Genomic DNA, 12,503 nt, shown 5'->3' with positions numbered 1-12,503 from the left:
GCCGACACAACGAAAACGTAAGAAATTACCCCTAGGAATTTTTCCTATGCCGGGATAAAAAAAGCCGCCGGTGGGAAGCCGGCGGCAAGAGTCTGGGGAGTTCGCGGGCCTTTGCAGGCCCGCACCTCATATTGTTGTTTTGGTTACAGCGAGAAATCCCAACGGGCGCCCAGGCGCAGGTAACGCGGCGTCTGGAAGCTCAGCGGACGTTGGTAATCCGGATCGGCCACGCCGACGTCGGTATTGCCGTATTCCGACTGAGAGGTCACGCGCTGCTTGCCCGTGACGTTGAAGACGTCCGCGGTGAAGGCAAGCTGGTGGTTGGCGAACGCCGGGGTCCACTGCGCGCTCAGGTCGAGCTGGTAGGTGTACGGCAGGCGACCCTTCGAGCCACGCGGCGCGATCTTCCCGTCGCAGTAGAAATACGACTCGCCGTACTGGATCGGATCGTTGGGCGACGCGCCGATGCAGTTCTTCGGACGACCTGAAAGAATCGCAAGGTTCGCGCCGAACAACCACTGCTCGTTCATCTGGAACCAGCCGTAACCCTTCAGCTGGTGCGTACGGTCGTTTGGCAGCGGACCGTTTGAACCGATCATCAGTTCCGGTGCATCCCAGTCCTGCGTGACCGAGGGGTCGCGCTGGCCGATGTCCGACTTCAGCAGGCCTTCGGAGTTGCCATAGCTACGCGAGAACACGTATTCCAGCTTGCCGTACCAACGGTCGGTGAACTGGTGCTCCATGTACATGTCCAGCGCGTAGTACTTGCGCTTGAGGTCCGGGAAGCCCACGCCTTCGGGCGTGACGAAGTCGTCCTTGGTGAGCTTGAACTCCTGGAAGTTGCCGCCACCGGTGTCGACCAGGAAGGTATTGTTCTTGCCCGGGTTGAACAGGTAGCAACCGGATATCGTTGCGTTGGAGATGTCGATGTTGTTGCGCGCGGCGTACTTCTCGAACGGACGGGCATCGCACATGTCGTCGATGATGTTACGCAGCTTGCGGTAGATCACCTTGGCGCCGAACGTGTAGTTGTTGCCCAGCTGCTTGTCGAAGCCCAGGATGTATTCATCCTGGTAGTAGGCGCCCAGGCCCTTGGCGGCGACCGTGCGCGGATCCGGGGAAACGTTGTTGGCGCCATTGAGGAAGTAGGTGCCGCCGTTGGGCGTGAAGCCCTGCGGCGAACCATCGGCGTTGATGCCGGTGAAGGTGCCGTACTGGCTGCTGTACAGCTGGGCCGAGGCGCCACGAATGGCGACATTGGCGGGCACCGCCAGGTGGTAACGACCGGCGTTGGCGTAGACCTTCAGCGACGAATCGCCGAACACATCCCAGCTCACGCCCAGGCGCGGGGCCAGCTGGTGGCGCTGCTTCACGTACACGTCACCGTTGCCGTTGAAGTTCTTGAACTGCTCATTACGCAGGCCAAGAATCGCAAGCCAGCGGTCGGTGATCTGCCAGCGGTCTTCGATGAACTGTGCTTCCTGCTCCACCTTCACCTTCGCTGCCGCCGAGAACACGCGATAGTCGACGTAGTTGAGGGTGCCGGGTGCGAAGGCGACATCAGGACGGCTCGGGATCAACCCAGTGGCGGGTGCGACGGTGTAGATGAAGCGCTGGTTGTTCTCATAGGACGTACCGGAGAACGACTTCAGCGTCTGGTTGTCCACGCCCACGCGCACATCGTGATCGCCCAGGTGGTATTCGACGTCAAGGCGCCAGCCCTTGGTCTTGTCGTTGGCGCCTGGCGACAGCAGGCTGCCCAGCAAGTAGCACGCCGGCGGACGCAGGACATCGCCGGCGGCATTGGTGTACGTGCCGCTGACCAACGGGCAGGTGGCACCCGACGCGCTGGTCGGGTTCTGCACGTGTTCGGACTTGCTTTCGCCGTACAGCGCGTTGATGGTCAGGTTGTCGGTGATGTAACCGGTGTACTTGCCGATGTAGAAGTTGCCGCCAGGGGTTGCGCCGGCGCCGCCGTCATAATTCTTCAGGTCGTACGAACCGAGGAAGTTACCCTTCTTCAGCGTGTCGTAGTCGTAGGCATAGACCTGATCGTGTTCCTCGGTCTTGTCGCCGAAGCCGGTGAATTCAAGAATATGACTGTCGGTGATGTTCCAGTCGATCTTGCCCAACCAGCGGGTGGCCTTGCTGTCGTAGTTCTGATCTGTGCCGGCCGCGATGCTGTTGGTGGTCCGGCCAATCTGGCGGGTGAAGTCACCCGTGGCATAGAAGAACAGGCGATCCTTGATCAGCGGGCCGCTCACGTAGGCCGAGTACTGCTGGGTATCACTGTTGTTCTTGCCGCGGTACTGATAGAGCGAGCCGTCGCTGGGCAGGTACACCGAGCGCGGATTCTGGCGGGCGAAGCCGGGAGTCCACAACACCTGCGCGCCAGCCTTCCACGTATTGGTACCGCGCTTGGTGATGATGTTGACCACGCCACCGGTGGAACGACCGTACTCGGCGCCATAGCCGCCGATGTACACCTGCTGCTGGTCGATCGCATCGAACGGCAGCTGGCTGAGGCCAATACCCGTCAGCGAGTTGGTCACAGCGTAGCCGTTGATGTAGTACTGGTTCTCAGCCGCCGACGCGCCGCCGAACGAAGCCACGTTGCCGTAGCGCGAGTCACCGGCAACGGTGCCGGGCGCCAGCAGGGCGGCGGCGGTAATGTTGCGGGCTACCGGTACCTTCTGCAGCTGCTCGGCAGTGAGCACCGTGCGCGAGTCCACCGAGGACACGTCGATCGCCGGCAGTGCATTGGCAACCACGGCCACGCCTTCCAGGTTCTGTGCGTTCACGGAGGAAGCAAAGGACACGTCGGTACCGGTGTTGACCTGCACTTCGACGTTGTCGCGCGTATCGACGGTCTTGCCGTCGTGCTGCAGGGCCACGCGGTAGCGACCGATCGGCAGCGATGATGCGCGGTAGCGGCCGTCCGAACCCGGCGTCAGGTCACGCGAGAAACCGGTGTCGACGTTTTCCAGGTGGATCGTGGTGCCCGCTGCCGTGTCGGTGCGACCGAAGATCACGCCCGACGCGTTGGACTGCGCCAGGACGTCGGCGCCACCGGCCAGACCGGCGATCAACGCGACAGTCAAAGCCGTACGACGCAGGACAAGCCTGCGCTGTGAGTTGACCAAATTCATTGAAATCTCCCCAATGACCCCGAAGGGCCAAACAAGCCAAATGCGACTGCCCAAGGCGGGCGGGCCGCGACGTGCTCCGAGCCGCCACGCAACGGGTTTGTTTCCCCCACCCGGAACATGACGAAACGGAATATATTGCGCAGAGGTGTTAGCCGCCGCGATTTCCTGCGTAAATAAATAGCCCATTCGTCACGCAACCACAACGCAAATTCAACAAGTTCTTGCTAGGAATTTTTCCTAGGTCGAGGAACATTGAGCTCAACCACCTGATAAATAGAATGTTTCTTGTCATTGGATGATTGCTATTTCGCGCACCGGATACCGGCGAAATCCTGCGTTCCGGAGGAGAAATGAAAAAACTTTCATGGACCGCCGGAACTTGCGAAAGTATGGAGAAAGCCGGCAGGGCGTAACTTCACGGTGCGGGAGCGGGCTCTCGCGCATGGGAATTTCCTGGATGAACAATCTTTCATCCGGTTGATGACCGATCGCGGTCAACCTGCGCAGGGCGGTTCGCGTTCCCAGTCGCCAGGCGCCTCGCCCGCCCACGATCGATATCCCCTTGCCAATGGAAGTGGAAGACATGAACAGCAACGCCGGCGCCACGTTCGCCCAACGCGTCAAAACAGTCATCGGCATGGTCGGCAGCGTGAGCGAAATCGCCCGTCGCTGTGGCTTCTCAGAAGGAGTCGTGCGCAGCTGGCGCGACGGCCATACCGATCCGTCACGCGCTCGCTGCGTCACCATGGCGAAGACCCTGGGTATCAGCCTGGTGTGGCTGGTGGCCGGCGAAGGCTCGATGGAAATCGACGGCGCGGCGCGCGAAGGCGGCAGGCAAGCCACCCGCAGCGGCGAGACGTACGAGCGCGGCGGCCCTTCGCGCGTGCTGGCCGCGGACGGGACCACCGAGATCGGCGGCCTTGATGCCGATCGCCTGGCCAGCGCCGTGAAGCTATTGAAGTCGAACGTGGAACTTGCCGGCGGCAATTTCGAACTGCCGAAAAACGCCGACCTGCTCAGCGAGCTCTACGACATCCTAGGCCAGGCCAATGATCCGGTTTACACGGACATGATCGTCGCCTTCAACCATAAGGTCGGCGAGCGCATCCGCAGCAAAGTGGCGTGAGGTAAAACGCCCGGCCGGGCCTAGCCCAGCCGGGAAATATCCGCGATGCCGCCGAACAGCGCGCGAAGCTGGGCCAACAGGGCCAGCCGGTTGATACGCACCGCGGCGGAATCGGCGTTTACCAGCACTTCGTCGAAGAACCGGTCCACCGGTGCCTGCAATTGCGCCAGCCGCGCCAATGAGGCCTGGTAGTCGGCGGAAGCCTCGACATCGCGTCGCGCGGATTCCAGCGCCGCAGCCAGTTCCCGCTCTGCATCCGACTCGAAATGCGCCGCATCCACCGTGGTGGATACCGGACCGCTTTCGTCTTCCTGCTTGCGCAGGATGTTGGCTACGCGCTTGTTGGCGGCAGCCAGGCTCGCCGCTGCAGGCAGGCCTGCGAAAGCGCCCACCGCGCGCAGGCGCCGATCGAAATCCGGCAGGGTCGCAGGCCGTGCGGCCAGCGCCGCATCGAACCACTCGGTACCCAATCCCTGGTCGGCGTAATAACCACGCAGGCGGTCGAAGACGAAGCCCACCAGTTCTTCGCGCAGGGCTGCGCGACGCTTGCCGATGTCGAGCGCCGGGGTGGAACCATCCTTGTTCGGCTTGATGCCGGCGGCGAACGCCGCTTCGGGCACCAGCTCCAGTGCCTCGGTAAACGCCGCGGCCAGATCGATATCCAGGCCGCCCTCCACCAGGGTGCGGGCCAGGCCCAGTGCCGCGCGGCGAAGAGCGAAGGGATCCTTGTTGCCGCTGGGCTTCATGCCCACGGCGAAGATCCCGGCAAGTGTATCCAGGCGTTCGGCGACCGCCAGTACCTGGGCCACCTTGCCGTGGGCGATGGCATCGCCACCGAAGCGCGGCTGGTAGTACTGGTCCAGTGCCTCAGACACTTCGGCGGTCTCTCCCTGCCGCTGCGCGTAATAACGACCCATCACGCCCTGCAGTTCGGGGAATTCGCCCACCATCCGGGTCATCAGGTCGCACTTGGCAAGCGCCGCGGCGGCGGTGGCCATGCCGGCATCCACACCCACGCGATTGGCGATCACGCGCGCAAGTTCCGCCACGCGCACTGTCTTGTCCCATAGCGAGCCCAGCGCCTGCTGGTACACCACGGACTTCAGCACCTCGTGCTGCGCGGCCAGGGGAGATTTGAGGTCTTCTTCCCAAAAGAATTTCGCGTCGGCGAAGCGCGGACGGATCACCCGCTCGTAGCCCTTGCGTACTTCGGCAACATCCTTGCTCTCGATGTTGGCGACGCCGACGAAATGCTCGGTGAGCTTTCCTTCAGCATCGAACACCGGTACGAACTTCTGGTTGGTTTCCATGGTGGTCACCAGCGCCTCGGGCGGCACCTGGAGGAACTGCGTCTCGAACGTGCAGGCCACGCCCACCGGCCATTCGGCGAGGTTGGCGATTTCATTGAGCAGTTCGTCGGACAGTCGCGGCTCGCCACCGGCGGCCACGCGCGCCACTTCGCTGCGTACGCGGGCACGACGCTCGTGGCGGTCGACCAAAACGCGCGCATTGCGCAGGGCATCGACGTAGCTATCGGCGTCGGCGATGTGCACGTTACGCGGGTGCATGAAGCGATGTCCCCGCGATTGACGGCCGCTTTCAAGCCCAAGGATGGTGCCCGGTACCACGTCGGCGCCCAGCAGCATCACCAGCCAGTGCACCGGACGCACGAAACTGTCGTCACGGTCGCCCCACCGCATCGGACGGGGAATGGGCAGCGCCTTGAGCGCATCACGCACGAGGTCGGGAATGAGTTCCGCGGTGGGCTGGCCGGGCTTCACTGCACGGAATACAAACCACGCGCCCTTGTCGGTCTGGAGCTTCTCCAGTGCCGACACATCGACGCCGCATGACTGCGCGAAGCCCACCAGGGCTCTGGACGGATTGCCCTCGGCATCGATCGAGGCATTCACGGCCGGGCCGCGACGCTCCACCGATTGATCGGGTTGCGCCATGGCCACGCCAGGTAGGTACACCGCCAGGCGGCGCGGTGACGCCAGCGCCTTCGCCCCTTCGGTATCGAAGCTGACACCGAGCTTGCCAAGTCCCTCGCACACGCCGGCCAGGAAGGCCTCGGCCAGCTCATCCAGGGCCTTGGGCGGCAGTTCCTCAGTGCCCAGCTCAACCAGCAGCGATTTGTTCAACTCAGCCATGCGCGGCCTCCTTCTGGCGCAAGCCCGGGAAGCGGAGTTTTTCGCGCTGGGCAACGTAGGCTTCGGCGACGCCGCGGGAGAGCGTACGCACGCGCAGGATGTAGCGCTGGCGCTCGGTGACGCTGATCGCGCGCCGCGCATCGAGCAGGTTGAAGGCGTGGCTGGCCTTGCACACCTGTTCGTAGGCAGGCAACGGCAGGCCCACTTCGATCAGTTTGGCGGCTTCGCCTTCGCATACGTCGAACCAGTGGAAGAGCTCCGGGACGTTGGCGTACTGGAAGTTGTAGGTGCTCTGTTCCACCTCGTTCTGGTGGAAGACATCGCCGTAGGTCACCGCGCCATGGGGTGCACGCGTCCAGATGAGGTCGTACACGCTGTCCACGTTCTGCAGGTACATGGCCAGGCGCTCCAGGCCATAGGTGATCTCACCGGTGACGGGACGGCATTCCATGCCGCCGGCCTGCTGGAAATAAGTGAACTGGGTCACTTCCATACCATTGAGCCATACCTCCCAGCCCAGGCCCCAGGCACCGAGCGTGGGCGATTCCCAGTTGTCCTCGACAAAGCGCAGGTCGTGCACCAAGGGATCGATGCCCAGCGCCTTGAGGGAGCCTACGTAAAGCTCCAGGATGTCGTCGGGATTGGGTTTCAATACCACCTGGTACTGGTAGTAGTGCTGCAGGCGGTTGGGATTCTCGCCGTAGCGTCCGTCCGTCGGCCGGCGGCTTGGCTGCACGTAAGCGGCAGCCCAGGGCTCGGGGCCCAGCGCGCGCAGGAACGTCGCCGGATGGAAGGTGCCCGCGCCGACCTCGGTATCGAGTGGCTGCAGGAGCACGCAGCCCTGCTCCGCCCAATAGCGGTTCAGCGTCTGGATGATGTCCTGGAAGGTAAGCGCTTGCATGGTGTGGCGCGAGTCCGGCGGTAAAGCGGGCTAGTATAACGGCGCGACCCGCCGGCACGGCGGCGGGTAAATGTCCATTGGCGAGGTATACATGGCAGCCCATCCGCAATCGACCAGCCTGCTCGGCCGCCGTGGCCGCCTGGAACTGGACGAGGTGCTGGCGAACCTGGTGGCCGATGGCGCGGTCCTTGGCGAAGACGCCCAGCGTGTGCGGGTCGGTGCCCGCGGCGGCCGCAGCACGGTGGAACTGCACCCCGTGGTGGTGATTGCCAACGCCAAGCTGGCCAATCAGCGCGAGCCTGGCAGGCCGATAAGCGTGGAATGGCTGGTGGAATGGCTGGCCCGCAAGGCGGACCTCCCCTACCTGAAGATCGACCCGATGAAAGTGAACGTGGCGGCGGTGACCCAGGTGGTCTCCAGCGCCTACGCGCAGCGCCACCGCATCCTGCCGGTGGCGGTGTCCCCGGGCGAGGTCACCTTTGCCAGCGCGGAACCCTTCGACATTGCCTGGGCGGGCGACCTTGCCCACATGCTCCGGCGCGAGGTCAAGCGGGTGGTGTCCAGCCCCCTGGACATCAACCGGTACCTGGTCGAGTTCTACGGCGTGCAACGCTCCATCCAGCTGGCCCAGGATGCCAAGGCGGGCATCGACACCTCCAAGATCATCAATTACGAACAGCTGCTGGAACTGGGCAAGGCCGGTGAAGTCGGTGCCGACGACCGCCACGTGGTGCACATCGTCGACTGGCTGCTGCAATATGCCTTCGAACAGCGCGCATCGGATATCCACCTGGAACCGCGCCGCGATGCCGGCCAGATGCGCTTTCGCATCGATGGCGTGATGCAGAAGGTGTTCGAACTGCCGCCACCGGTGATGACGGCCGTGACCGCCCGCGTGAAGATCCTCTCGCGCATGGACGTGGCCGAGAAACGCCGGCCGCAGGACGGCCGCATCAAGACACGCTCCACCCTGGGCCGTGAAGTGGAACTGCGCATCTCCACCATGCCCACCGCCTTCGGCGAGAAGGTGGTGATGCGAATCTTCGATCCCGACATCGTGGTCAAGCAATTCGTGCAGCTGGGATTTTCTCCCAGCGAAGATACCGCCTGGCGCGCGATGGTGGAACGACCACACGGCATCGTGCTGGTAACCGGCCCCACCGGTTCGGGCAAAACGACAACGCTCTATTCCACACTCAAACACCTGGCGCGGCCGGAGATCAACGTCTGCACGGTGGAAGACCCCATCGAAATGGTGTCGCCGGAACTGAACCAGATGCAGGTGCAGCCGGCCATCGACCTGGATTTCGCTACCGGCGTGCGCACCCTGCTGCGCCAGGATCCGGACATCATCATGATCGGCGAAATCCGCGACCTTGAAACCGCGCAGATGGCGGTGCAGGCCTCGCTTACCGGCCATCTGGTGCTTTCGACGCTGCACACCAACGACACACCCAGCGCGATCACCCGCCTGCTGGACCTGGGCGTACCCCATTATCTGATCCAGTCCACGTTGGCGGGTGTCGTGGCCCAGCGCCTGGTGCGCACGCTGTGCCCGCACTGCAAGACCGAAGCCACACAGGATGCCGACGAATGGGCGGTGCTCACGCGCGGCTGGGACCTGCCGCTACCTGAGCGCGTATACGCCCCGGTGGGTTGCCTGGAATGCCGGCGCACCGGCTTCCTCGGTCGGACCGGCATCTACGAGATGCTGCCGATGTCGGCGAAGCTGCGCCGCCTGATCACCGCGCAACTGGACCTGGCGCGGCTTTCCCAGGCGGCCACCAGCGAAGGCCTGCGCCCACTGCGCATCTCGGCGGCCGAGCAAGTGGCGCGTGGGGTCACCACCGTGGCCGAAGTACTGGCCGTGCTGCCTCCTACCGACATCGAAGACGACGACCTGCCCGAGACCAACACCCCGGCATGAGCAAACCGCTACTGATCATCCGCACTGGCCGCGCGCCCGACCCCATCCGCGCGCGGCATGGTGATTTTCCCCTGTGGTTCCGCCTCGGCCTGCGCGTCGGCCACGACCGCCTGCATGTGGTGGACGTGGAGCGCGGCGACGAATTGCCGCCACCGGACCAGTGCTCCGGCGCAGTGATCACCGGCTCCGCATCCATGGTGACCGAGCGGCTTTCTTGGAGCGAACGCGCCGCCGGCTGGATCCGCAACGCCATGGACGTGGATCTTCCGATGTTCGGCGTCTGCTACGGCCACCAGCTGATGTCGCACGCGCTAGGCGGCCTGGTCGACTATCTTCCCGGTGGCCGGGAAATGGGCACGCACGCGGTGGAGCGGCTCGACGCTGGCCACCACGACCCGCTGGCATCGAAGCTGCCGGCGTCGTTCCGCGCGCACCTGACCCACGAGCAAAGCGTGCTGGAAGTTCCGCCGGGCACGATAGTGCTGGCGCGGTCGGCGCGCGACCCACACCAGTTGCTTCGCTACGGCGCGAACGCGGTCAGCACGCAGTTCCATCCGGAATTCAGCGCCGACATCATGCGCGCATACATCCGCCGCAAGTCCAGTGCGCTCACCGCTGAAGGCCAGCCTCCGGCACCGCTTTACGCCGGTGTGGCGCCGACGCCCGTCGCCAGGAATATCCTGCGCGCCTTCGTGCGGCACCATGTGGCCGGTGCGCAGCAGCACCTGCAACCAGCATGAACGAAGCCTAGTTACGCAGCCGGCGGGCGATCGCCGGCCGCGACAAGAAAGCGAAGACGATGCCGAAGAGGAAGCCGCCGATGTGGGTCCACCACACCGCGCCGCCGTAGCTGGCGCCGGCATAACTGAAGAGCAATTGCACCAACACCCAGATGCCGATCAGCACATAGGCCGGCACACGCACGAATTCCAGGTACACGCCAAGCGGCAACACCAACCCGAGATGGGTGCGGGGAAACAGCGCAAAGTAAGCGCCCACCACGGCAGACACCGAGCCACTGCAGCCGATAATCGGCGCGCGCGCGCCGGAGAGCGACAAGGCACCGACGAGATTGGCGATGACGCCGCCCACCAGGAACAAGGCCAGGAACCGCCATCCGCCGAGGGTGCGCTCAGCCGGCATGCCGAAGATCACCAGGAACAGCAGGTTTGACAGAAGGTGTAGCCACTGCACGTGGATGAAGAGCGCCGTGCCCAGCCGCAGAAGCGCAGGATCGGCCAGTTGCTGCCAGAACGGTACGTTTTCGTTGAAGATGTTCGCAGGCACCGTGCCCCACTGACGGATCAGCAGGTCACGCTGTGGGACATTTGCCAGGGCCAGACCGATGAAGCAGGCCACGCAGGCGACCACCAGCAGCAAGGTCGCCCAGCAGATGCGGGTTCGGCGGCGGGTGTCGACGCGGACGAACATCGGGTTCGGTCAGCGCACGTTGCGGGCGAGATGCGGACCGGCGGCATCGGCCGCCGCTACCGCGAACAGGGTTTCCGGACCAGCAATGCCGTCGTCGCTGATGCCGAACTGGCGCTGCACCTGGCGCAGTGCCTGCTGCTGGTTGTGATCGAACACCGCGTTGCTGCCGGTGGCTCCTCCGGCTTTGAGCCTTATGGCAAGCCACGCCGCGCCGGCGCCGCGGTCGCCAAGACGAGTATGCAGCGGCACGGCAGGATCAATGGTGTAGATCGCATAGAAGCGACCGCTCCAAACCTTCGCCAGCAAGGCTTGCGGGATATCCAGGTAATTACGGCCGGTGAACAGGCGCACGTCGGAATCGCCCGCGCCCACGAGCAGGACCTGCTGTTTGGCGGGGTCATTGAGCTCGAGCACGATGGGCCGATCGAATCGACGCAGCTGTTCCAGGCTGCCGCGTCCGGACAGGCAATTCAGACCGGTATATATCTGCGCGTTGCAACGGATGGCATCGGTCACCGAGGCGTCCTTCGAGGCCACCTGCCAGCGTGCCAGAAGTTCGCTCCACACCTGCACGTTCGCGGTGGCCATGGGCGGCAATGATGTGCGGAAGCGATCGATCACCTTTGTTTCGTCAACGGCTGGCGCCGTCACGATCGGTACCTGGCCGCCGGTGATTTCGTAGCGTGATACCAGCCACCAGCAGGCCAGGGCGATGATGGCGGCCGAGGCAAGCGTGGCGGTGCGTGGGTAGCGGCGCAGCCAGTCGGATATATGCCGCGGCACGACATCGTGCGCGGCGCGAACCGTGGTGCGTTCGCCGATGGTCGTTTCGTCGGTGGCCTCGCCGCGCTGCAAGGCGCGCGAGGCAATGCGGTCGATCAATCCCGGATTGCCACCGGCGTAGCTTCCAATCAGGCGAATGGCCAATCGCGTGAATGGCAGCCGATTGATACCGGCCAGGGCAAAGCGATGACGGAGATACGCTTCGCTCTCGGCGCTGGTGAGGGATGGGAAGCCAAGTGTTTCCACATCCACACCCGGCGGACGAGGAATCCGCGCCTGCAAGCGGGGACGGCCCACCAGGACGAACGACAGGCCCCGCGGCGCACCCATGGCGAGCAGGGCAGACAGTGTTTCGAGCCCTTGCGCATCGAGCGCATCGGCGTGGTCGACCACGATCGACGGCAGGGGAAGTTCACGCGGACGGCGTTCCCATGCGGATTGCCATTCCTCCAGGCCTTGCTCGGGTGCGCCGGTGATGGCACCCAGGCCCAGCATCACGGCACTGATCTTGATCAATTCCCGCCCGGTCACCCGGCCGCCGCCGGCATCGATCACCAGGAGCTGCCGGCCACCCTTGGCGGGCGCCTCGGATTCAATTCCCAAGCGGTAGGTTTTGCCAGCGCCCGCGGCACCAGTGATCACCAGCAGGGCGCCGGCCGGCCGCGCCACGCGCTCTCGTAGCAAGGCAACCAGCGCTTCGACACGCGCAGACACGAATGCCCCGGCCGGCGCAGGTGGCGTCCCGAAAACGAGTGTGTGCAGGGCTTCGTTGCCAACCGTCATACCAGCTACTTTACCGGGTCGCACCCACCAACGGCGACCGCCCAGGCAAAAAACCATTAGGGGTCAGAGTCATAGTGAATGGCACTATGACTCTGACCCCTAGTGAAATGTCGTTGGACAAAGAAAAACCCCGTCCTCTTTCGAGAACGGGGTTTTGGATAAAGCCCCTGGCGGTGACCTACTCTTGCATGGCTTGAGCCACACTACCATCGGCGCATGCGCGTTTCACTGCTGAGTTCGGGATGGGATC

The 12,503-nt window shown here is 63.9% G+C and carries 8 protein-coding genes and 1 rRNA gene; 3 read left to right on the top strand and 6 right to left on the bottom strand.

Going from position 1 to position 12,503, the window contains the following annotated elements; translation table 11 throughout:
* Positions 1-143: 143 nt before the first annotated feature.
* The gene (locus VGM61_RS07895; protein WP_331522213.1) at positions 144-3,149 is read right to left on the bottom strand and encodes a TonB-dependent receptor; all 3,006 of its coding nucleotides are present in this window, start codon (positions 3,147-3,149) and stop codon (positions 144-146) included.
* 583 nt (positions 3,150-3,732) lie between these two features.
* On the opposite strand from VGM61_RS07895, the gene VGM61_RS07890 reads away from it, so the two are divergent.
* On the top strand, positions 3,733-4,275 hold the full coding sequence (locus VGM61_RS07890; RefSeq protein WP_331522212.1) for a helix-turn-helix transcriptional regulator: 543 nt from the start codon (positions 3,733-3,735) through the stop codon (positions 4,273-4,275).
* A 20-nt stretch (positions 4,276-4,295) separates the two neighbouring features.
* Here the strand turns inward: VGM61_RS07890 and glyS are convergent, their stop codons facing one another.
* Positions 4,296-6,428, bottom strand: a complete 2,133-nt coding sequence (glyS, locus tag VGM61_RS07885) for a glycine--tRNA ligase subunit beta (RefSeq protein WP_331522211.1) — start codon at positions 6,426-6,428, stop codon at positions 4,296-4,298.
* Positions 6,421-7,329, bottom strand: a complete 909-nt coding sequence (gene glyQ / locus VGM61_RS07880; protein ID WP_331522210.1) for a glycine--tRNA ligase subunit alpha — start codon at positions 7,327-7,329, stop codon at positions 6,421-6,423. The genes glyS and glyQ overlap by 8 nt, the downstream gene beginning before the upstream one ends.
* 91 nt (positions 7,330-7,420) lie before the next feature.
* On the opposite strand from glyQ, the gene VGM61_RS07875 reads away from it, so the two are divergent.
* Positions 7,421-9,256 (top strand): GspE/PulE family protein, encoded by a 1,836-nt coding sequence (locus VGM61_RS07875; protein ID WP_331522284.1) that lies wholly within the window; start codon positions 7,421-7,423, stop codon positions 9,254-9,256.
* Entirely contained in the window at positions 9,253-9,996 is a 744-nt protein-coding gene (locus VGM61_RS07870) for a glutamine amidotransferase (RefSeq protein ID WP_331522209.1), read from the top strand. Before VGM61_RS07875 ends, VGM61_RS07870 begins: the two co-directional genes overlap by 4 nt.
* Positions 9,997-10,003: 7 nt before the next feature.
* On the opposite strand, the gene VGM61_RS07865 is transcribed toward VGM61_RS07870, so the two are convergent.
* The 3 genes from VGM61_RS07865 to rrf all read right to left on the bottom strand — a co-directional run.
* Positions 10,004-10,687: a rhomboid family intramembrane serine protease gene (locus VGM61_RS07865; RefSeq protein WP_331522208.1), complete on the bottom strand. Its 684-nt coding sequence runs from the start codon at positions 10,685-10,687 to the stop codon at positions 10,004-10,006.
* 9 nt (positions 10,688-10,696) lie between these two features.
* Positions 10,697-12,184 carry an AAA family ATPase gene (locus tag VGM61_RS07860; RefSeq protein ID WP_331522207.1) on the bottom strand — a complete coding sequence of 496 codons (1,488 nt, stop codon included), beginning with the start codon at positions 12,182-12,184 and terminating at the stop codon, positions 10,697-10,699.
* Positions 12,185-12,418: 234 nt separating this feature from the next.
* Positions 12,419-12,503, bottom strand: a 5S ribosomal RNA gene (rrf, locus tag VGM61_RS07855); the annotation flags it as partial.

The sequence above is a fragment of the Pinirhizobacter sp. genome, from assembly GCF_036499745.1.
Lineage (GTDB): Bacteria > Pseudomonadota > Gammaproteobacteria > Xanthomonadales > Rhodanobacteraceae > Pinirhizobacter.
The sequence above is the reverse complement of the archived record's forward strand: the minus strand, read 5'-3'. Positions and strand labels throughout refer to the sequence as shown.

What these genes read in the sequence shown, in the direction of transcription:
- VGM61_RS07895 (WP_331522213.1), bottom strand. Translation starts at nt 3,149, where the DNA reads ATGAATTTGGTCAACTCACAGCGCAGGCTTGTCCTGCGTCGTACGGCT.
- VGM61_RS07890 (WP_331522212.1), top strand. Translation starts at nt 3,733, where the DNA reads ATGAACAGCAACGCCGGCGCCACGTTCGCCCAACGCGTCAAAACAGTC.
- glyS (WP_331522211.1), bottom strand. Translation starts at nt 6,428, where the DNA reads ATGGCTGAGTTGAACAAATCGCTGCTGGTTGAGCTGGGCACTGAGGAA.
- glyQ (WP_331522210.1), bottom strand. Translation starts at nt 7,329, where the DNA reads ATGCAAGCGCTTACCTTCCAGGACATCATCCAGACGCTGAACCGCTAT.
- VGM61_RS07875 (WP_331522284.1), top strand. Translation starts at nt 7,421, where the DNA reads ATGGCAGCCCATCCGCAATCGACCAGCCTGCTCGGCCGCCGTGGCCGC.
- VGM61_RS07870 (WP_331522209.1), top strand. Translation starts at nt 9,253, where the DNA reads ATGAGCAAACCGCTACTGATCATCCGCACTGGCCGCGCGCCCGACCCC.
- VGM61_RS07865 (WP_331522208.1), bottom strand. Translation starts at nt 10,687, where the DNA reads ATGTTCGTCCGCGTCGACACCCGCCGCCGAACCCGCATCTGCTGGGCG.